Source organism: Paenibacillus sp. FSL R7-0331, assembly GCF_000758645.1.
In the GTDB taxonomy this organism is placed as follows: Bacteria; Bacillota; Bacilli; order Paenibacillales; family Paenibacillaceae; genus Paenibacillus_AQ; species Paenibacillus_AQ camerounensis.
The window spans coordinates 922,866-943,593 of the sequence record NZ_CP009284.1 but is presented as its reverse complement, the minus strand read 5'-3'; the positions used below and the strand labels follow the sequence as shown (position 1 = coordinate 943,593).

The 20,728-nt window shown below is 53.5% G+C and carries 21 protein-coding genes; 11 read left to right on the top strand and 10 right to left on the bottom strand.

Features of this window, described 5'->3' with window-relative positions; genetic code table 11:
• Positions 1-637 precede the first annotated feature (637 nt).
• From R70331_RS04080 to R70331_RS04065, 4 genes are all read left to right on the top strand, one after another.
• The gene (locus tag R70331_RS04080) at positions 638-1,318 is read left to right on the top strand and encodes a response regulator transcription factor (protein ID WP_042173084.1); all 681 of its coding nucleotides are present in this window, start codon (positions 638-640) and stop codon (positions 1,316-1,318) included.
• Between the two features lie 88 nt (positions 1,319-1,406).
• Positions 1,407-2,333, top strand: coding sequence for an ABC transporter ATP-binding protein (locus tag R70331_RS04075; RefSeq protein WP_042173082.1), 927 nt, complete (start codon positions 1,407-1,409; stop codon positions 2,331-2,333).
• Complete coding sequence (locus R70331_RS04070) at positions 2,326-3,117, top strand: ABC-2 transporter permease (RefSeq protein ID WP_042173080.1); 792 nt, start codon at positions 2,326-2,328, stop codon at positions 3,115-3,117. The genes R70331_RS04075 and R70331_RS04070 overlap by 8 nt, the downstream gene beginning before the upstream one ends.
• Before the next feature lie 25 nt (positions 3,118-3,142).
• Entirely contained in the window at positions 3,143-4,069 is a 927-nt protein-coding gene (locus tag R70331_RS04065; RefSeq protein ID WP_042173078.1) for a sensor histidine kinase, read from the top strand.
• An 18-nt stretch (positions 4,070-4,087) separates the two neighbouring features.
• Here R70331_RS04065 and R70331_RS04060 read toward each other — a convergent pair whose 3' ends face one another.
• The 6 genes from R70331_RS04060 to R70331_RS04035 form a co-directional block, all read right to left on the bottom strand.
• Positions 4,088-4,372, bottom strand: coding sequence for an alpha/beta-type small acid-soluble spore protein (locus R70331_RS04060; protein ID WP_042173077.1), 285 nt, complete (start codon positions 4,370-4,372; stop codon positions 4,088-4,090).
• Between the two features lie 125 nt (positions 4,373-4,497).
• Positions 4,498-5,418: an ADP-ribosylglycohydrolase family protein gene (locus R70331_RS04055; protein ID WP_042173075.1), complete on the bottom strand. Its 921-nt coding sequence runs from the start codon at positions 5,416-5,418 to the stop codon at positions 4,498-4,500.
• A 444-nt stretch (positions 5,419-5,862) separates the two neighbouring features.
• Positions 5,863-6,864, bottom strand: a complete 1,002-nt coding sequence (locus R70331_RS04050) for a Gfo/Idh/MocA family protein (protein WP_042173073.1) — start codon at positions 6,862-6,864, stop codon at positions 5,863-5,865.
• An 83-nt stretch (positions 6,865-6,947) separates the two neighbouring features.
• Positions 6,948-7,298 (bottom strand): hypothetical protein, encoded by a 351-nt coding sequence (locus R70331_RS04045; RefSeq protein WP_042173071.1) that lies wholly within the window; start codon positions 7,296-7,298, stop codon positions 6,948-6,950.
• A gap of 4 nt (positions 7,299-7,302) precedes the next feature.
• Positions 7,303-7,626 carry a nucleoside triphosphate pyrophosphohydrolase gene (locus R70331_RS04040; protein ID WP_042173069.1) on the bottom strand — a complete coding sequence of 108 codons (324 nt, stop codon included), beginning with the start codon at positions 7,624-7,626 and terminating at the stop codon, positions 7,303-7,305.
• A 20-nt stretch (positions 7,627-7,646) separates the two neighbouring features.
• Positions 7,647-8,030 (bottom strand): (deoxy)nucleoside triphosphate pyrophosphohydrolase, encoded by a 384-nt coding sequence (locus tag R70331_RS04035; RefSeq protein ID WP_042173067.1) that lies wholly within the window; start codon positions 8,028-8,030, stop codon positions 7,647-7,649.
• A 140-nt stretch (positions 8,031-8,170) separates the two neighbouring features.
• Here R70331_RS04035 and R70331_RS04030 point away from each other — a divergent pair, with 140 nt between their 5' ends.
• Positions 8,171-10,309 carry a peptidoglycan D,D-transpeptidase FtsI family protein gene (locus R70331_RS04030; protein WP_331281498.1) on the top strand — a complete coding sequence of 713 codons (2,139 nt, stop codon included), beginning with the start codon at positions 8,171-8,173 and terminating at the stop codon, positions 10,307-10,309.
• A 149-nt stretch (positions 10,310-10,458) separates the two neighbouring features.
• On the opposite strand, the gene R70331_RS04025 is transcribed toward R70331_RS04030, so the two are convergent.
• The gene (locus tag R70331_RS04025; protein WP_042173063.1) at positions 10,459-11,175 is read right to left on the bottom strand and encodes a YceI family protein; all 717 of its coding nucleotides are present in this window, start codon (positions 11,173-11,175) and stop codon (positions 10,459-10,461) included.
• Positions 11,176-11,344: 169 nt separating this feature from the next.
• Between R70331_RS04025 and R70331_RS04020 the strand changes: the two genes are divergently transcribed.
• The 3 genes from R70331_RS04020 to R70331_RS04010 all read left to right on the top strand — a co-directional run bounded on the left by R70331_RS04020 (position 11,345) and on the right by R70331_RS04010 (position 14,086).
• Positions 11,345-12,025, top strand: a complete 681-nt coding sequence (locus R70331_RS04020; RefSeq protein ID WP_042173061.1) for a response regulator transcription factor — start codon at positions 11,345-11,347, stop codon at positions 12,023-12,025.
• The gene (locus R70331_RS04015) at positions 12,013-13,422 is read left to right on the top strand and encodes a HAMP domain-containing sensor histidine kinase (protein ID WP_042173059.1); all 1,410 of its coding nucleotides are present in this window, start codon (positions 12,013-12,015) and stop codon (positions 13,420-13,422) included. Before R70331_RS04020 ends, R70331_RS04015 begins: the two co-directional genes overlap by 13 nt.
• Before the next feature lie 163 nt (positions 13,423-13,585).
• A complete protein-coding gene (locus tag R70331_RS04010; protein WP_042173058.1) occupies positions 13,586-14,086 on the top strand; it encodes a hypothetical protein in 501 nt (166 codons plus the stop codon).
• A 503-nt stretch (positions 14,087-14,589) separates the two neighbouring features.
• Here the strand turns inward: R70331_RS04010 and R70331_RS04005 are convergent.
• On the bottom strand, positions 14,590-15,402 hold the full coding sequence (locus R70331_RS04005; protein WP_042173056.1) for a DUF6612 family protein: 813 nt from the start codon (positions 15,400-15,402) through the stop codon (positions 14,590-14,592).
• A 178-nt stretch (positions 15,403-15,580) separates the two neighbouring features.
• Between R70331_RS04005 and R70331_RS04000 the strand changes: the two genes are divergently transcribed.
• The gene (locus R70331_RS04000) at positions 15,581-17,038 is read left to right on the top strand and encodes an amidase family protein (RefSeq protein WP_042173053.1); all 1,458 of its coding nucleotides are present in this window, start codon (positions 15,581-15,583) and stop codon (positions 17,036-17,038) included.
• 19 nt (positions 17,039-17,057) lie between these two features.
• Here the strand turns inward: R70331_RS04000 and R70331_RS03995 are convergent, their stop codons facing one another.
• Positions 17,058-17,378, bottom strand: a complete 321-nt coding sequence (locus R70331_RS03995) for a YciI family protein (protein WP_052418902.1) — start codon at positions 17,376-17,378, stop codon at positions 17,058-17,060.
• A gap of 36 nt (positions 17,379-17,414) precedes the next feature.
• Entirely contained in the window at positions 17,415-17,972 is a 558-nt protein-coding gene (locus R70331_RS03990) for an SLOG family protein (RefSeq protein ID WP_042173051.1), read from the bottom strand.
• 182 nt (positions 17,973-18,154) lie between these two features.
• Between R70331_RS03990 and R70331_RS03985 the strand changes: the two genes are divergently transcribed.
• Both R70331_RS03985 and R70331_RS03980 read left to right on the top strand, forming a co-directional pair.
• Entirely contained in the window at positions 18,155-18,865 is a 711-nt protein-coding gene (locus tag R70331_RS03985; protein ID WP_042173049.1) for a hypothetical protein, read from the top strand.
• A gap of 172 nt (positions 18,866-19,037) precedes the next feature.
• Positions 19,038-20,702 (top strand): spore germination protein, encoded by a 1,665-nt coding sequence (locus R70331_RS03980; protein WP_042182111.1) that lies wholly within the window; start codon positions 19,038-19,040, stop codon positions 20,700-20,702.
• Positions 20,703-20,728 lie beyond the last annotated feature (26 nt).

Sequence of the window (20,728 nt, the reverse complement as noted above, 5' to 3'; positions counted from 1 at the left end):
CATTTTACTCAACTGGCTGTATGCACCGGAATCAAGGGCACTTTTGCCTTTCATTTCGCCCATTTAGCCAAATGCACCGGAATCAAGGGCACTTTTGCCTCTCCTTTCGCCCATTTAGCTAAATGTGCCGGATTCAGAGGCACTTTTGCCTCTCCTTTCGCCTATTTAGCCATATAGGCCGGATTCAGAGGCATTTTTGCCTCTCCTTTCGCCTATTTAGCTAAAACGCGCCGGATTCAGAGGCACTTTTGCCTCTCCTTTCGCCCATTTAGCCAAATAGGCCAGATTCAGAGGCACTTTTGCCTCTCCTTTCGCCCATTTAGCCAAATGCGCCGGATTCAGAGGCACTTTTGCCTCTCATTTTGCCCATTTAGCCAAATGCACCGGAATCAAGGGCACTTTTGCCTCTCATTTTGCTCATTCAGCCAAATGCGCCGGATTCAAGGGCACTTTTGCCTCTCCTTTCGTTCAACTAGCCTATATGTGCTACTTCTCAGCTTTCCGGATTACTGAACACTAAAATTTTCACACCAATTCGATAAAGATATAATGTAACATTAAAATACTGATGTACGAAGCCATGCCTTATAGCGAAAAAGCATCAGGAAGCATCATTTAAGACCGGAGGACCCCCAAAATGCCAAACATTCTAATCATAGAAGACCAGGAGGATCTCAATCTCCTGCTCGCCGAAGCTTTGCAAAGAGCCGGTTATACGGTTACTTCCGCATACAACGGTCCGGACGGGCTGCAGGCCATCCGCAGTAAGCCATATGATCTGATCCTGCTGGACATTATGCTTCCCTTTCTGAACGGGGATACCCTTCTGCAGGAGGCCCGGACCATCACCGGCATCCCGGTCATCATCATCTCTGCCAAGGACCAGGTCAGCACCAAAATCGATCTGCTGAAGCTCGGGGCGGATGATTATATCACCAAGCCGTTTGATCTGGGTGAGGTTGCTGCCAGGGTGGAATCCAGTCTGCGCCGCTCCGGTAAACAGTCTGCAGCTGCAATGACAAGCCGTTATAAGGACCTGGTGCTGGACAGCAGCAGTAAGCGGGCAACCGCAGCAGGAGCCATACTTGAGCTGACGGCCAAGGAGTTCAGAATTCTCGAGCTGCTGATGACGAACCAAGGCAAGGTTTTTACGAAAGCCAATCTGTACGAATCGCTCTGGGGAGTTGAATATTTGGGGGATGACAACGCGGTGAAGACGCATATGAGCAATCTGCGCAGCAAGCTGAAGAAAGCAGTGCCTGAACACGAGTATATCGAAACCGTCTGGGGTCTGGGCTACCGGCTGTATAAAGAATAAGCGGACCGGGCTGGCGGTGTAATGAATATTCTTAACCTTTTCTTAACCACCGGGACTTATTCTGTTGTCAGGAAGGAGAGGTTAACAGATGAAATCCTATGTACTTAGAACACACAAGCTCACCAAACAATACGGCAACGCCCCCGACGCACTGCACGAAGCCTCCATCTCACTGGAATCCGGTAAAATCTACGGGCTGATCGGCCAGAACGGTGCCGGCAAAACGACCTTGATGCGCCTTGTAGCCGGGCTGTCTTTTCCGACGGAGGGGACGCTTGAGCTGTTCGGGCATACAGGGGAGCGCGCCCTTCAGGCAGAGCGGAAAAGGCTGGGGTGTATGATCGAGCATCCCGGTTACGTCCCCCATATGAGCGCACGGGATAATTTGCGGTTTTACCGGCTGATGCGCGGAATTCCCGGGCGGGACATTGAGGAGGAGCTGCTGGAGCTGACCGGACTATCCAGCACCGGCAAAAAGAAAGCCAGAGACTTCTCCCTCGGCATGAAGCAGCGTCTGGGCATTGCCATTGCCCTGCTCGGCAGCCCGGAGCTGCTGATTCTGGATGAGCCGATCAACGGGCTTGACCCGCTGGGCGTCGTCGAAATCCGCGGACTGCTGAAGCGGCTATGCGGAGAGCGTCAGCTCACCATTCTGATCTCCAGCCATAATCTGCCCGAGCTGTACCAGACGGCGACTGATTATATTTTTCTGCATCAGGGCCGGATCAGAGAGAGCCTTACCCTGGAGCAGCTGGATGAGAACTGCAGGCAATACCTCCGTATCGGCAGTGACCAGCCGGAAAAGGTTGCAGGCATTCTGGAGCTGCAGCTCCAGACAACCCGGTACACGGTTATGCCGGACCATTCCATCAAGCTGTATGATTATGTGCAGGATAAGGAAAGGGTAAGCCGGGCGCTGCACGACAACGGTGTGCTTGTATCGGAATTTTCAGTCCAGGGCGATACGCTGGAGAACTATTTTTTGTCCCTGATTGGCGGTGATTCACATGCTTAACCTTATTCAGGCCGATCTGTTCAAGCTGCGCAAATCTGCGGCACTCAAGCTTCTCCTTGCCATAACAACGGTGTGTGCAGCGGTGATGGCGGTCTTTGCCCGCCTGATCCCGGACCGCAATCTGGATGCCGCTGCCACCGGCCTTGGCTTCCTGTTCTCCGATGTAAATGTCATCAGTATTCTCGGTGGCGTCACTGCCGGACTGCTGGTTTGCGGTGATCTGGATAATAAAACTATTCACGATGCGGTTGCTAACGGATACAGCCGGTTTACCGTGCTTGCCGGAAAAGCGGCTGTCCACAGCCTTCTGATTGTATTGCTGCTCCTCCCTTATGCCGTCATTACCTGGATCGCGCTGGGCACCGGCGCTGAATTCAGTATGGGCTCAGCGGCTATCGGATTCCTGAATGTGCTGACGGGCGGCGGCAGCATCACCGCTGCAGATGCCCCCAAAATGCTGGCTGTCATACTGACCCTGATCATCGTATATGCAGCGCAGCTGAGCATCTGTCTGCCGGTCGCCTTTTGGATTAAAAAGCCTGTTATCGTGGTCGCTATTGCTTACGGATTCTCGATGCTTACGGGACAATTAATGCAGTTAAGTGCACGACTTCCAGTGCTTAAGCAAGTGCTGGCTGTAACGCCGTATGGTGAAAATTATATTTTCATCACACCGGCTACGACGGCGGGTGATATGCTTACAGCTATTCTGGTTAGTACGGGCTTTGCTGCTGTAATGCTTGGACTATCATATCTGGTATTCCGCAGAACTGAGCTGAAATAGCATTAAAAGAAAGGTTGTGGGCTAATTGCTTCTTGCCGCCGGATTAACTGCCGTTATCTTGATAACCGGGCTTGCCTGGCATAATCTGCTGATCCGGCGGCAGCTGCAGAGCATCAACCGGCAGCTGGACAAACGCCTGAGGGAGAATACCCGCCAGCCGCTCCGGCTTGAGCTGATGAACAAGGAGCTGACGCTGCTCGCGAGTCACATTAATAAATGCCTGAAGGCGGAGGAAACACTCCGTCTTAAAGGCATTCAGGAGGAGCGGGAGCTCCGGGAGCTGATCGCGAACATCTCTCACGATTTGCGTACTCCGCTGACAGCAATCAGGGGATACCAGCAGCTGGTGATGGACGAGGGTCTGACCCACGGACAGCAGAAAAAGCTGCAGACCGCGCAAAAGCATGCTCAGGCGCTGGGGCAGCTGATCGAACATTTTTTTGAGTATTCCTATCTGCTGCATGCCGAGACCGGGCTGGAGCTGCAGGAGATTAACCTGACCAATTACACCGCTGAATGCCTCGCCGGCTCGGTCGCTGTATTGGAGGAGCACCAGCTGGCAGTAAAGCTAGAGGAGGAGGCTCCGGTCTTCGTGTCAGCAGACAAGGAGCCTCTTGCAAGAATCATCCATAATCTAATTCGTAACGGCATTCAGCATGCAGATGGAGGCTTAACTGTAAAAGTTACACTGTCTGAGGAAGGCAGCAGGGGCGTTTTATCGTTCAGCAATCCGGTCAGCAGCTCCTCTTCTGTTGACGCAGGGCGGCTGTTTGAGCGATTTTACACCGGCGATCAGGCCAGACGCAGCGGCTCAGGACTAGGCCTGTCCATTGTCCGCCTGCTTGCGGAGCAGATGGGCGGCACGGCCGGAGCCGGCTTGCAGGGCGGGATTCTTGAGATCCGGGTGGAGCTGCCGCTATCCGGCAGAGCAGGTACAGCCGCTCAAGATTAATGCTATGAATGTTAACTATTAGGACTGCCCTTTATCAACAAGCTGCTCCTGGGCCAGACGGATCATTTCCCGGACCATGGAGCCGCCGATTCTGCCGCCGATATGTCCGGCCTCCTCAGTGGTCAGATTCCCGTTGTTGCCTGACTGCAGAGGGATACCAAGCTCCTTGGCTACCTCATACTTCACATCATCCGGGTGATTCGGATCTACCGTGTAGCCTTCCCGCCTCATCACCTCAGCCTTGAAGCTCTGCATGCCCTGCGCCGCCCCCGGTACTGCATACTTCCGGTTTCTTCTTGCCATCCTGAACACTCTCCCTTAGCGTTATTTCTTCTACTTTCCCCTAAGGTTCTTCTTTGTATTCTGTTGCCGGCAGCAGCAGGCATCCTGGAATTCTCTATTAAGAAGGCTATTTCTGTCAGCCGGCTTTATTGCGGCTCATTGTACAGCCGTAACGAGTAGTCGTCGATCAGGCTGCGCATGGCAAGCCTGGATACCCAGCCTTCCGGGATGCCGCTGAGCCCGTAATAAGCTCCGGCAATCTGGCCGTACACCGCTCCGGTGGTATCGGCATCATTGCCCAGATTGACGGCAAGCAGCGCCCCCTCGGCAAAGCTCTCTGAGTGGTGGAAAGCCCAGAGCGCCGCCTCCAGTGATTCCACAACATATCCGCTGCCCTGAATTTCCGGCGGCTCCTTATGCTTGTAGGAGCCGCGCTTGATATCGAGAATGTGCGGGGTCAGCTCCTCCTCTTTAAGCCAGCCGGCGAAGGCTCCCGGAGCCAGCATCTCCTGCTTGCTCCACCCGTGCAGGCCGGCCAGAATATAGGCGGCCATAAGGCGGCAGGCACTTAGGCATTCCGCTGCCCCATGGGTTGTCCTGGAGCTGAGCGCCGCATAACGGATAGCCTCTGCCGGATTGGCCGCATAATACAGGACAACAGGAGCCAGCCGCATGATCGAGCCGTTCCCGGCCGCCAGCGGATCGGCCGACCCGCTGTAGGCATCGCCTCCGGCTTCATATTTCAGTAGCGCCTCACGCGTAGCATTGCCGATGTCGAAGCATTCCCCGGTGCTGCTCAACCGGCCCTCGCGGAACCATTTCAGGTACCGCTGCATCTGGTCAGCGGGGTCAAAGCCCCGCTGCTCCAGCAGGCTCTCCGCCAGACACAGCGCCATGGACGTATCGTCCGTCCATTGCCCCGGCTGCAGTCCGAATACACCGCCGCCAATTATATCCTCCATAGGCGCAAAGGTGCCGGGAGCCTTGAACTCCACCGTGGTTCCCAGCGCATCTCCGGCAGCCAGCCCTTGCAGGCAGCCCTGATAGCATTCTTTAGCTAATACCATTAAATCATCCTCCTCATTGGTGGATAGCCGATAGGTGAAGACTGCGTGATTTATACAAGACGGATACCTTCACATAGTCTTTCCCATGACCGATTGGAACTCCCCGCGCGTATTTAGTTTGATTTCCGCCACCTGATTCCATCATTTCTCGATTTTCTTGATGATTAGTTGGAATTTCAACATCTATATTTACCCAAACAACTCATTTAGGACGAAAACAGCAGAATTAAGCAGCGTTTGACCAACTAATCCCGTCTTCACAGCAGTCCGCTTAGCAATAGATGGCGAATTTCCACTTAGTTTGATCAGCATGCTCTAGAACTCCGAATTTCCATGCAGGCACATTACACCCTACAGCCCGTCCGGCTGATATAACATAAAGCAGCCCCCAGAGCTGTTAGTCACATTCTCTGAGAGCCGCCGCAGTATTATAAGAGCATTACATTATTGTTCGCCCGGGTATTTAAGTCCCCACTGGGCCCGGACCTGATCCAGCAATCTCATGATCGCAACCGACTCATCCAGTGTCATTACCGGACTTTCCGTCAGACCGGCCTGCAGGCAGCGGCCCACTTCCTCTGCCTCAAAGCAGTATCCGGCGGAGGTCCGGTCATCCTTAAAGGTCTCCACCAGCTCACCGCCGACGTACAGCTCAGCCGACCGCGGATTTACCAGTGTACCTTTGACGACGATATGCCCGTCCGTACCGAACACATGGGCCTCCTCCGTCAATTTGAGCCGGATGCCGCCGTTCAGCGAAGCGCTTTTGCCGCCCTCATAGGATAACAGCAGCGAGAAGTGCTCATCCACACCGGTTTCTCCGATATGGACAGTACTCGATACCGACTCCGGATGCGGGCCCAGAATCATCGAAGCAAAGGATACCGGATATATGCCGACATCCAGCAGCGCACCGCCGCCCAGCTCGGGGTTCAGCAGCCGCCCTTGCGGATTCCAGTCGGCACGGAAGCCGAGGTCTGCCTTAACCAGCCGGACATCGCCGATCCGGCCTGCTGCAACCCATTCTCTGACCTTGGCATTGGCCGGAATGTAGCGGCTCCACATCGCCTCCATCAGGAACAGCTTCTGCTCCCGGGCGTACGCCACAACCTCCTCCAGTTCTGCACTGTTCACCGTGAACGGCTTCTCGCACAGCACCGCCTTGCCGGCGCGCAGGGCCAGCAGCGCATTCTCTTTATGGAACGGATGCGGAGTCCCGATGTAGATGGCATCCACCTCCGGATCACTGACCAGCTCTTCATAGGTAGCATAGGCTACCGGAATCCCATGGCTGCGGGCGAACTCGTCCGCACTTTCCTGCGTGCGTGATCCGACAGCATAAGCAATGCCATTGCTGGCATGGGCCAGATCCGTTGCGAACTTATGGGCAATCCATCCGGTGCTCAGAATGCCCCATTTTATCGTGTAAGCGTTATCGTTAGCCATTGATGTCCCTCCTGCTCAGGAATAGTTTTTACTTCTTTTGATTCTATCAAACTGTGCTTCCTGTGTAAAAGAATACTGCCGGCTCAGACCATAGCCAGCAGCGCATATATTGCCAGCACTGAAAATCCGGCAGTTACCAGCAGCGTAGCCGCGTTCCAGACCCGGTGAATCACAGCCAGATTCTCAACATAGCTGTGCAGGAAAAGCCTCCGCAGCAGCAGCTGAAGCAGCTTGATGATACCGAAGCCGAGCCAGCCGAGCAGACTGATCAGAATAACCTCATAGCTCCCTTTTAAGGCGAACCTGTCCGCTACTGCACCATCATAATGCACGGGTACAAAATCGGGCATCTGACGGTATATATACATGTAAAATAATATCGGAACCATGGCAGCAGCTGCACTAAGCGAAAACGTCATTCGGTTCTTAAACATCGGGTTACTCCTCCGCATGCAGCAGCAAAATACGGTTACTGAACCCGCCGCGCTGCGCCGCCTTGTCTGCACGTATCTGCTCCAGCAGCACACTGTCCCCGCCATGTACCGCAGCCAGCGCATGAATGACCTCCAGCAGGTCAGCGAGCTCCTCCAGCGCCTGCTTGTCTTGTTCAGCCTCCAAGTACTCTTCCGCCTCTTCGTTCAGCTTCAGCCGCAGCGCCTCTATGTATTCTCCGCTATCCATAGCTCTTGTGCTGCAAGCCTTTCCCCACGAAGCAATCAGTGCCGGAATTCCGTCCCTGACCAGCTTATTATATTCACGCAAAATAATCAGCCGCCTCTCTCCTATTCTTCCATCAGCCTCTTTACAAAAGGCACATCTGCCTGCGCAAAATGATACTCCGCCAGTTCACTTCGCTCTGCCCAGCTCCAGGCATCATGATCGGTGAGCTCAAACGTACCTCCCACAAATTCCGCTTTCCAGGCGATCAGCCTGATCTGGGCCGTACCATAGTCATGTTCATGACAGTCAAAGTACTCGTATGGCCTAATCTCTATGTTCATTTCTTCCATCAGCTCTCTAATCAGGCACTCCGCGGCCGCCTCACCCGGCTCCAGCTTGCCGCCCGGAAACTCCCATAGTCCGGCCTGTGCTTTACCCGGCTTCCTGCGGGCAATTAGCAGCTTCCCTTCTTCATTGTGTATAATGGCTGCTGCCACGTCAATCATCGATTTCCGCTCCTTCTTTTGCACGACCCGGTATCCATATAAGATTCCCTGATAGTGGTTTATTATGGTAAAATATGATTTGTATAGGATTACAAAACTAATAGATTTATAGAGCAGATGGTTCTGCAGGGAGGCTAGCAGTGAAAGATATTTTCAGGCCAAACGCTATGGAAGACGATCCGAAACCTAACCAGTCACTCAGTCTGCGCATCAATATCTTTTTCTTCAGCACGTTTATTATATTCTGCATCATTATTATCCGTCTTGCCATTATTCAATTTGTGGAGGGCTCCACACTCACTGAGGCCGAAGCCAGCCGGGATACCAAGAATGTACCCCTGGCCTCCATCCGCGGAACCATTTTCGCAAAAGGCGGGGAAAAGCTGGCCTATTCAACCTCGGTGCAAACGCTGTATTTTTCCCTGACAAGTGAATTTACCCAGACCGTAACGGACAAAGAGACCCGGATTACCAGCCGGGCTCCTGAGGCTGCTGCCAAGGCCGACCAGCTTGCTGCTGATCTGGCTGCCGACTTTGTCAAATACGGGACTACGCTGCCCGAAGGGGAAGCCCTGACCAAGGAAGCTATTCTCAAAGCGATGGATCTGGATTCCAAGGTATATTCCGGTTTCATGCCGCGTCCGGTCAAACGGGGTCTAAGCAATGAGGAAATCGCCTATTTCATGGAAAACAAGAACAAGTATCCGACTCTAACGGTCAGCGAAGAGGATGAACGCCATTATGATCCGGACACTGTAGCCGTACAGACGGTCGGATATATCAAGCCCTTCAAAAAATCAAAGGAAAGCTTCGATATGTATCTGAATATTCAGGCCGCTATGAGAAACGACGCAGATCCGGGCCTGGCCTACCGGGACGATGAATTTGTAGGGTTCGACGGTCTTGAGCTGCAGTACCAGCGCGAGCTGCGGGGACGCAACGGCTACTTGAGCGTAGCTGTTAATGCCAAGAATATGGCCGAGGGCATCGTGGAGACGGTACCTCCTGTCAAAGGCAATAATCTGTGGACCACCATCGACAAAACCATTCAGATGAAAACCGAGCAGGCCATCCTGGATCAGATCAAATGGGTCCACAGCAATCCGGTACAGGGGAAGGTTCATAAGGATGCCTTAACCGGCTACGCGGTGGCCATGGAAGTAGACACAGGTAATGTCGTCGCGATGGCAAGCATGGAGGACTATGATACAAATATATGGACTTCAGGCACACTTCCTACCGATGTGTATAACAAAATACAGCTGAATTACCAGAATGGTGCGATAACCCCTATATCCTCCGGACGATCCGGGCATAATTTTAGCTCGACCGTATTTCTCGGTTCCGTAATCAAGCCGCTGACGGTATTAATCGGATTGAACGAAGGCTTTATTACCACCAGTACCTCTTACACCGACAAAGGCAGCACCACATTTGGCCGGGCCGGGTATGAGACTACTGTCCGCAATTCTGGAGGCCATGCATACGGTTATTTCAAATCTCCGGCAATAGCTATTGAGAAATCCTCCAATGTCTTTATGATTGATGAGATTGGTAAAAAGCTCTACGCGAAATACGGCTCCGAAGGTGTTAATATCTGGGATAATTATATGAGAGAGTTCGGGCTTGGGGAGCGGCCGGGCAGCGGACTTCCAGGGGAGCATAAGGGGCTGATCAATTATATTAAAGAAATGGAAAGCGGAAGTGCGCAGTCTGCACTGGTCTATGCATCATTCGGACAGCAGGGCCAGTACACAGCACTCCAGCTCGCCCAGTATACCTCTACTCTGGCTAACCAGGGCGTACGGATTAAACCGCAGCTTGTCAGTAAAATAACCGATCAGGCCGGCAATACGGTCAAAGCCTTCGGCAGGGAGGTCCTTAACGAGGTAAAATTTGATAAGGCCTACTGGCGCGAGGTCATCAAGGGGATGAATACATCCGTAAGCGCATTTGAGGATTTCCCTTATGATTTTGCCCGCAAGACCGGTACGTCCCAGCAGCAGTATTTTGAGAATAAAGGCAGCCATCTGGCCGACAACGGTGTATTCATCGCCTTTGCCCCGCGCGACAATCCCAAACTGGCAGTCGCTGTGGTCATCCCGGAGGGCGGCTTCGGCTCCAACAGTGCCGCTCCGGTGGCGCGCAAGATTTTTGACGCCTATGACTGGGAGTATGGCCTGGACGGCATTCCGAAGAAAAGCCTTAAGCAGCCCGAGAGCACGGCGGACGGGGCAGCAGCAGACGGAGCTGGAACGGATCAGGAACAGGCGGATTAACTGAAACGGTTAACATGATTAACTGTGTCCAGCAGATACTCAGCTGTCTGCTGGGATGAAGAGAATCAGACACAAACAAGCCCGTTCCACTTCGGAACGAGCTTGTTTGTCATGCACTATTTTATACAATAATCCATTTATATTAAACGTTACTTATTGAGCACAAGCTCCAGACGCACCTCAAGGTCATTCTCCGTTTCCATTACGATGTTGTGAGGGCTAGCCAGGCCGAAGTCGGCAAAGGTGACCGTTGTGGTTCCTGACAGCATAAGCTGTCCTCCGCTGTATACCACCTGCGAATCAAAAATAACGTCCTTGTCAATTCCCTTAACGGTTAGCGTACCCTCCATCTGAACAGGCACTGCTGTACCTTCAGTCCATTCTGCCGGCAGCTCGGAGAAGGAGCTTACGGTGAAGGTCGATTGCGGGAATTGGGCCGCATCCAGATAATCAGCAGCTTTTACATGCTCATCCCGTTGTCCGTTGCCGGAATCCAGCGCACTCATCTCAATAGAGCCTTCCCCGGTCATTGCCGCCGCATCATCCAGATTAACATTCCAAGTACCTGTAACTGACGGATTAACGAAATTGACTGTTTCCTGGGAGGTTGTAACCGACCAGTATACTTTTGATGTGTCGGCCACGCTCCATGCACCGTTCAATTGCTCTGCAGTAACCGCAGCGGCTGCCGTCTCCGGCGTATTTGCAGCAGCTGTACCCGAGTTAGCTGATGTCTGATCCTGTGCAGGAATAACCGACTCGATCTCCACGTTATTGCCCAAGCTGTTGTTCAAAAGTACAAAGGCTGCGATGGCTCCTGCGGCAACGACACCTGCGGCTGCCCATATCCATGTTTTTTTCTTCATTGTTAATGCCTCCATCCATGTATTTTCTCTATGCCTTGTCCGGCTTGAACCCATTCTAGCAAAGCAATATGTCGGGAATAAGTCGAAGCACCCTGCGGTGGAATGTGGTAAAATGATCGTGATTTTAAGTAATTCCGGATTTTTCAGTCCGCAAAAGGAGGGCTATGACTTGAAATCCATTCTGATTGTTGAAGATGAGGAAGCCATTGCCCGTGTGCTCAGCGCCTATCTGAAAAAAGCGGGCTACCACGTCACCCGTGCCGCCGACGGTCGGACTGCACTGGAAGTATTCGGGGTTTCGCCCCCTTCCCTTATATTGCTCGACATCATGCTGCCGGAGATGGACGGCTTTGAGCTGCTGGACCAGATCCGTAAAATCAGCAGCTGCCCGGTCATTATGCTGACCGCCAGAGACGGCATCAAGGACCGGCTGGCCGGGCTCGACGGCGGCGCTGATGATTATATGTCGAAGCCGTTCATTCCCGAGGAGGTTGTCGCCCGTGTCAATGCAGTGCTGCGCCGGCCCTCCCAGTGGTCTGACGGAAGCGGCAAACGCCATTTCGGCAGCCTGTTTGTTGACTTCAGCGCACGCAGCATCTTTCTCAACGGCGCAGAGGTCAATCTGAGTCCGCGCGATATGTCTGTTCTGCTGTTCCTGGCCGAACGGCCGAATCAGATTTGCACAAGAGACCAGCTGATTGAGCAGGTGTGGGAGATGGACTATGACGGCAGCGACCGTGCTGTCGACCTGTCGATTAAGCGGCTGAGGCAGGCTCTTTCCCACTGGCCTGTCTCAGAAGGGGAGATCCGTACACTGCGCGGAACGGGGTATCAGCTATGGACCGAATAAAAAAAACGCGGAGACGCACCTCCATCCTGACCTACTGGACGCTCCGCTACATTATTATTATCAGCACCGGGCTGCTGCTGACAGCGCTGCTGACCTTCTGGTGGATTCAGCAGGAGGCAATGAACAACCGGATGCAGACCACCGGCCTGCTGGCCCAGGAAATTGCCGACCGCAGCTTAACCAGTGACGGGACGATGCAGATCAGCCCGACGCTGGCTAAGCTTGTGGAAGACCGGAAGCGGTTCTTTAAGGTATCTCTGGAAATGTGTGTTATTGTTACGGACCCGGCGGGCAAGCTGCTGTTCTCTGATCCGCCCCTGACCCAGGAAGAGATGCATTATAAGCTTAACGACACCTTGACCGATGCCCGCAGTCCGGAATTTAAGGCCGCAGTTGCCCAGATTCAGGAGGGCAGCGAAACCCTTGGACAGGTAATTGTGCTTCAATCAAAACGTTCGCTGCGGCATATCCCGCAGGAGGAGATTCTTTTCTTCTCCATTATCATCCTGTTCCTGATTATTCTCAGCTGGCTGACCATCTACCTGTTATCCGGCAAGCTGGCTAAGCCTATTCAGCGGGTAGCCGCCGCCGCTTCGCAGATCAGCAACGGTGAATATAACATCATTCTGGATACCGGGGCTAAAGAGCGGGAAATCCATGAGCTGCTTGTCTCCTTCCAGGAGATGTCCGGCAAGCTGCAGCAGTTCGAGCAGTCCCGGGCCGTTATGCTGGCCGGGGTATCCCATGAGCTGAAGACGCCGGTCACTTCTATTAAGGGACTGGTCCACGCCGTCCGGGAGGGTGTTGTTGAGGGAGACGAGGCGGATGAGTTCCTGGATATCGCCCTGCAGGAAGCGGGTAGGCTGCAGCGTATGGTCGCTGATCTGCTTGATTACAATGCCTTAACCGCAGGTATTGTTGCCGTCCGCCATGACCGGATAGATGCAGTTCCGCTACTGTCAGAAATCGTCTACCAATGGGGGCTGACACAGGCTGAAGAGGTTAAGGAGCCTGTGCTTGAGCTGCCGGACAAGCCGCTCTTTGTGCGGGGCGACCCGCTGCGTATCCAGCAGATTATCGTTAATCTGCTGAACAACAGCGTCCAGGCCGCGCCGCCTGGACAGCCGCTGCAGCTGACGGTGCGGCTTACTGCAATCTCGCAGGATTACGCGGAGCTTTGCATCGCTGATGATGGTCCGGGCATCGCCCCGGATATCCGGGATAGGGTCTTCGAGGCCTTCTTCCGCAGCAGCAGCAAGCAGAGCCAGCTGCGCGGCCTCGGGCTCGGCCTGACCTTCAGCCGCCTGCTGGCTGAGGCCATGGGCGGAAGCCTGGTGCTCGGGGAGCCTCCGGCTGAAGGCTGTACCTTTGTATTGACTCTGCCGCTTCAGCCATAGTGCGCCGGAGCAGCGCGGAAGCAGGAGTGTAACAGGCAGCTCAGCGCCATATTCGCGGGCAGTGGTACCACACAGGCAAAGCAGTAGTGCCGCAGCCTGTGCGCATGGTATAATCACTTGCGCAAGCTGTAAATTTAGATGAACCGTGAACCGGAGGCTGTATATGCTTACTTTTGAACAAAAATTAGCGATCTTTGATTCCTACCCTGAGCTTGAGCGCAGAGATGTCTCGCTCGGACGGGTGAACTACCACTTTGAGGAAAGCCGGCATGATAAAAAGACCGTCGCTTCCCATCTGCATCCGAACGGCAACGGCTTTGTCTATGCCGGGCTGCTGCGCGGCTATGAAACGGACAACAAAGGCCTGGTCAATATCCGCGACTATTCTGAGGCTGATCTGCGTGAGCTGATCGCAGCTTCCATCTCCTCTTTGTCAATGTACATCCCGGATGCTCCTGCCCCTAGCAAACGCAAGAAAAAAGCAGCGGCAGCGGCAGGTGAAGAGACTATTTGGACAAATGCCGACGGCAACACACTGAGCCTGAGATTCGAAGAGGACCTGTGGTATCTCTACGCCGGTCTGCAGCTCGAAATGGCTTTTGAAACCATTGAAGAAGCTGAGGAGTATCTGGCAGAGGAAGGCTTCCGGACGGCCGGGAACTAAACCTCCAAGTCACACACCAAAAAACCTGTATCTGCAGCAGATGCTGCAGGTACAGGTTTTTTGATTCGGCCATGCGGGGCAGGCCGGTTTAATTACAATCAACGGTATTTGTACCGTTCATTTCGGCTGCACGGCCCAATTCCACTCATTCAACGGTACTTTTACCGTTCATTTCGGCTGCGCGGCCCGATTCCACTCATTCAACGGTATTTTTACCGTTCATTTCGGCTGCACGGCCTGATTCCACTCATTCAACGGTATTTTTACCGTTCATTTCGGCTGCGCGGCCCGATTCCACTCATTCAACGGTACTTTTACCGTTCATTTCGGCTGTGCGGCCCAATTCCACTCATTCAACGGTATTTTTACCGTTCATTTCGACTGCGCGGCCCGATTCCACTCATTCAACGGTATTTTTACCGTTCATTTCGGCTGCGCGGCCCGATTCCACTCATTCAACGGTACTTTTACCGTTATCCCCTCAGCCTAGACAGCCCCGCCATCTACTCTGCCGCCTGCAGCGCTTCCTCGGGAACTACTATTTCCTTAACGCTGTTATACTGGCTTATGGTGGCCTTCTGCTTCACTTCCCGGTATGCGCCGTCCCCGTTCAGCATCTCTTCGGTCACCAGTTCCTCACTAGTTCCGGTAGGCCAGTAGGTCTCCTTACTCACGCGGTACTCCATACTCATGCTTTTGACCAGTTCAAGCATCTGTGCAGCCACTTCCTCACTGCTGTACTGAAGCTTATAATAACGCTCCAGCTCCTTCGTCTCCTCACCGGACAGCTGTACCTTCAGGACATACTCCTCCCCCGCTTCCGATACGTTCACGTAAGGCAAGATTGTCTTGAGCATCTCCATCCGCCGCACGGGACTTGACTGCACCTGCACCGTAAGCTTCAAATCCTCCAGAAAGGAGTCCGGCATCTTCCGCCACAGGCCTTCCAGTAACATAGAATAGCTGTCCTCTTTAAAATACGCCTCCGTCTCCGCAGGCTCCTTATCTCCGATTATCATGGTAGCCGTCTGGTGCATCTGCAGCGGGTCCAAAATATACTCCGTCGTCATCGTTGTATCCGAGATGAAGTCAGCATCCCCTCCGCCCGCCGGAATCCCGGATGCAATCCGGGACTGCGACTCCTGCACATAGCTGTTCAGCCCGCGGCCCGCTTCAGCGACTCTGTCTATCAGCTCTTCTGCGGTTGGAAGACCCTCTTCTACCGCCGGTTGTCCCCTGGATGCTCCATCATTCGAACAGCCTGCAAGGCTTAATGCAACAAGCACGGCCATTACGCCTTTTCCCCATTTATTCAAAATACCGTCCTCCCGTATGCTTAGCCAAACTTTATATGGAATTATACACCATTTATAGGGCAGCGGCCATTTGGACTGTCCTTAAAAAAATTCCTGACACCACTCTATTAACCTGCTGCAAACTATGGTTAGATGAAGGAGAAGGCCATTCCAAAGAGAGAAAGAAGCGTGGACCCGCATGAGCTTTGACATTGTAGAGGCTACTATTCCGGAGATTGGGGCGGCACTTGCCGCCGGTGACATTACTTCCAGACAGCTGGTTCTCCTGTATTACGAGCGCATTGCCGAGCATGACAAAAATGGCCTGACCATTAACTCAGTACTGGAGATCAATCCAGATGCGCTGTTCATCGCCGAAGCCTTGGACAGGGAACGTGAGCTGCTGGGCCCGCGCGGGCCGATGCACGGAATTCCGGTCCTGCTTAAGGACAATATCAATACAGGGGACAAAATGCATACCAGCGCAGGATCGCTGGCGCTGGCGGATTCCTTTGCCGGGGAGGATGCCTTTATTGTAAAGAAGCTGCGTGAGGCCGGGGCCATTATATTGGGCAAAGCGAATATGACGGAGTTCGCCAATTTTATGACGAACGGTATGCCCTCCGGCTATAGCTCACGCGGCGGACAGGTGCTGAATCCCTACAATATCTCAACGCCGACCGGCGGCTCCAGCGCCGGCTCCGCGGTAGCCGTTGCCTGCAATTTCTGCACAGTGTCGGTGGGCACAGAAACGTCCGGGTCCATTCTTAATCCCGGTAATCTCGGCTCGATCGTAGGCATCAAGCCGACTGTCGGCCTGCTCAGCCGCTGCGGCATTCTGCCGCTGTCGAACACCCAGGACACTGCCGGCCCGATGGGCAGAACCGTACGTGATGCAGTACTGCTGCTGAACGCCATGCTTGGGCAGGATGACAGTGATGCTGCGATGGGCACTAACACCGGCAGAATCCACGAGGACTATGCCGTTTTTCTAGACCCGGACGGCCTTAAGGGGGCACGGATTGGAATTCCGCGCGATTATTATTTCGAAGAGCTCACAGAGGAGCAGCTTGCACTGTTCAATGCTTCTGTTGAGAAGATGCGTGAGCTGGGGGCTGTGATCATTGATCCGGCAGACATCCGCACCGCACGTGAGATTAAATATTCCTCTGTTGTACTGAATGAATTCAAAACCTCTCTAAATGCCTATCTCGCCAGGCTCGGACCTGGCGCGAAGATGCGGACGCTGAAGGATATTATCGACTTCAACCATGCCCATCCGCAGGAGACGCTGCGCTATGGGCAATCGACCCTGATCGATGCTGAATATACCTCATCCGGTACGTTAACTGAACCGAATTACCTGCGGGACCGTGCCACCGATCTCCGGCTCTGTAAGGAGCTGGGAATTGACGCTACCATGAAAGAATACGATCTGGATGCGCTGCTGTTCCCGGCTGATTTTGGTGCCAGAATTACTTCAAGATCGGGTTATCCGTCAATTGTTGTCCCATCCGGCTACACCTCGGCCGGAGCCCCGTTCGGAGTGACCTTCTCGGCTCAGGCCTATCAGGAGCCGCTGCTGATCAAGCTGGCTTATGCGTACGAGCTGCATTATAAAGTACGTAAGCCGCCTTCACTGGACAGCTTCGTTTAACAGTGCTTAACCGGTCTGCTTACTCCGCTGCTATGCCCATGTGCCTGTTGCCTGCGTGTGACAGCCCCCAGGTACGCAGCTCATAGCTGCGGATGCCGGAAGTGACATAAGGATCACGTTCAGCAATCCGGACGGCTTCTTCTCGGGAGGCCGCCCGGATAATAACCATTCCTCCCGGAGAATCACTGAACGGGCCGCACAGCACCAGCTGTCCGCTATGCTCCAGCTCCTGCAGATGCCTTACATGCGCACGGATAATCTCCATATCCCTGCGGTCGTGCTCCGTGGGACTGAGCAATATGACATAACAAATATCCTCCTGCATCTCCATGGCTTCCATACTCGACCTTTCCTCTCTTTTTCCGGCTAAAAGGCACTATTCATAATCGCTCCGGCTTTCCTCGTCGGCAATATTCTGAATTTCTTCCGCCAGCATCAGATGGAATCCGTAGTCACTCTCTGCATGCAGCTTCAATGCCCGTTCCTTCACAAATTTCGAGCTGCCTTCAGCTGCTTCCTCGTCATAGAACAGGAGAATGGCATCGCTTTTGCGGAACAGCAGATCATCCCTGGCCCGGAACTGCCAGCTCCCGTCATACGGCGCATTACTGACTGCCCCGTAATAATCAGCTCCTGCCACGATCCGCCGGTACTCGTTCTGCTTATCCTCCTTCCACTTTTCTTCCGGATTGGCATGGGCCGTAATAATCCCCAGCTTCAGCTGCGGATATTCCCGTTTCAGCTCCAGCACAACCTCGCAGGCCCAGAGATCCACTCCGTATTGACCGGGTGTAATCACCCAGTCCACCCCATCCTCAATTAACGGAATCAGCCTGCTTTCCAGCGCTTTTTTGATATAAGGAATCCCCTGATGCTTATTGTCAAATATCCCGAGCTCATGTGCACGGTAGCCTGTTACCAGTAAAGTTGTCATGTGCTCCTCTTTTCCCCAAAAGTACTCATCTCATTCTTCATATTCTTCCCTTAATTATATAACATTCGCTTCTCTGGTTCCCGTGCAGATTACCATACAGCGACTTTAAGCCAGCTTTCAGAAACATCTGCTATAGTAACCTCGGAAATCACTTGAACCTTACAATAAAAGGAGAATTGAATATGAAAAAGCATGTCTCTTATATGCTGGCGGGCGCTCTTATTGCCGCAGTTCTGCTTGCGGGCTGCAGCTCCGGTAACGATACCGCAGCACCCGCAGCTGCAGACAGCCAAAGCACCCAGACTCAGGGCAGCAGCTCAGAAGGCGGGCAGGGGCCGGGCGGCATGAACAGAGCCGGGATGAATATCGGCAAAATCAAAAGCATCAGCGGCAGCACCATCACCGTCTATACTTCGCAAATGCCGGAGGGCCGTCCGGAGAATAGCGGCGAAGGCGGACAAGGTACACCTTCTGATGGACAGGGAACTCCACCCGGGGGTGGCGAAAGCGGACAGCCGGCCGACAGCCAGCAGGGCACTCCGCCCGAAGGGGACGGGCAAAGCGGTGAAGCCGGCCAGCAGGGCGGCGGACGTCAGGGCGGCATGATGCAAAGCTTCTCGGAAGAGACGACCGGTCTTACGGTCACCGCGGATACTCAGTACGTCTCTGTTACCTTTGAAAACGGAGAGCAGAAGGAAACCGTGCTAAGTCTCGCAGATCTTAAGGCTGATGATATTATTCAATATACCCTGCAGGCTGACACCGCCATTGCTGAAAAAATCACAGTCAGCACCGGCGGCTTCGGCGGTGGCGGCCGGGGCGGTGCTCCGGATGGCGGGAACAGCCGTAACGGCGCTGACAGCTCAGCTGCGGCCGGAACAGGAAGCAAGTAAGCCTGGTACAATGTTGTGAAAGAGGACCAGCCCATGAACAGGGCTGGTCCTCTTTTTAGGTTAACCGTTTGCGGGTTCAACATATTTTTTAGCATAAATGACTAAATTGAAGCAGACTTTGGAAAACTTCATATACACAGCTGTCTACTTCAATGAAAGTCGGGTGATCGCATTGCTTGCTACCGTCATATCCTATATCCCGGGCTGGGCTATATTTGGACAGGCAGGCATCGCCCTGCTATTCCCGCTTCTGGGTCACGGCCTTTACAAAGCCTTGTATTCCAAGGTGGGCAGCGGAAGAGCCGTGGAGTCGCCGGGAACCAAAAATTCTGATCCGAACAAGAACCAGCATGCGGCTCCCGATACCGGCCCGATACCGGCTCCGCAATGCTTCAGTGGTGATTATGCCTCTGATCTACAATACATCAAGGATACAATCGGTAATAACTCTGATCTTAAATTCAAGGAATTTACTTTAGCCGGACCGCAGAAGCAGGCCGTGCTCATCTTCGTGGATGGCATGCAGAACGACCGGCTGCTAAATCTGCAGATCATGCAGTACCTGATGTCTGAACCGGCAATGGACCCGCTGACAGCTCCCGGAAATATAGAGACGGGTCTGCCCTTCAGCCAGCTCAGCGAGGTTAGTGATTTGATATCGTTCAATAAGTCCGTGCTGTTCGGTCATGCCGGATTGCTGGTTGAAGGCCTGCCGAATGGCATGCTGATTGAACCGCCTGACAGTATTGACCGTACGCTTGGCGAGCCGGTATCGGAAGCATTGCTGCGCGGGCCAAGACTGGGGTTCTCGGAGGTGCTCAGCGAGAATACCTCCATCTTGCGCCGTCAGGGTCTCACTGATCAGATGGTCATAAGCTCATACAAGGCCGGAACCCGAATCAGGAAGGATCTGGTGATCGCTTATATGAAGGATATCGTTAACCCGGAGCTGCTTAAGGAGGTAGAGACACGGATCAGCAAGCTGGATATCGATTTCCTGGCAGAATCGGGATATATTGAACAGCTAATTGAAGATAATTATTTGAGCCCGTTTCAGCAGGTGCAGAATACGGAACGTCCTGACCGGGTAATCAGCGCTCTGCTGGAGGGACGGATTGCTATTCTGCTGGACGGGACACCCTTCGCCCTAATCGTCCCGGTCACCTTCAGCATGCTGCTCCAGTCACCGGAGGATTATTATGAGCGCTGGCTGCCTGGCTCCATGATCCGGCTGCTGCGCTTCGCCGCCTCCTTTATGGCGCTGATGGCTCCGGCCCTGTACATCTCTTTTATTTCCTTCCATCCCGGACTGATTCCGACAGAGCTGGCGCTGTCCATTATTGAGACACGGCAGGGGGTTCCCTTTCCCTCGATTATCGAGGTGCTGATTCTGGAGATCTCCATTGAAATCCTGCGCGAGGCTGGAATCCGGCTGCCTAAGCCGGTCGGACCTGCCATGGGCATTGTCGGCGGTCTGATTATCGGCGATGCTGCTGTAAATGCGGGTATCGTCAGCCCGTTCCTGGTTATTGTCGTTGCGGTCACTGCTATCTCTTCATTTTCTATTCCAATGTACAGTGCCGGCCTTACACTGCGGATGCTCCGATTTGTCGGGATGGGCTTTGCTGCGCTGCTGGGAATGTTCGGGACCATTTTGTTTTTCCTGCTGCTCTGCAGCCACCTCACCAAGCTGAAAAGCTTCGGCGTACCCTACCTTACCCCAGTGACACCGTACCGGCTGTCAGACTGGAAGGACCTGTTCTTACGGTCACCGCTCAGCATTATGAAACGCAGGCCCATTATGATGAAAACACAGAATAACAGGCGTAAATCCTAATCTTGTACTAACGGAGGGAGGCCATA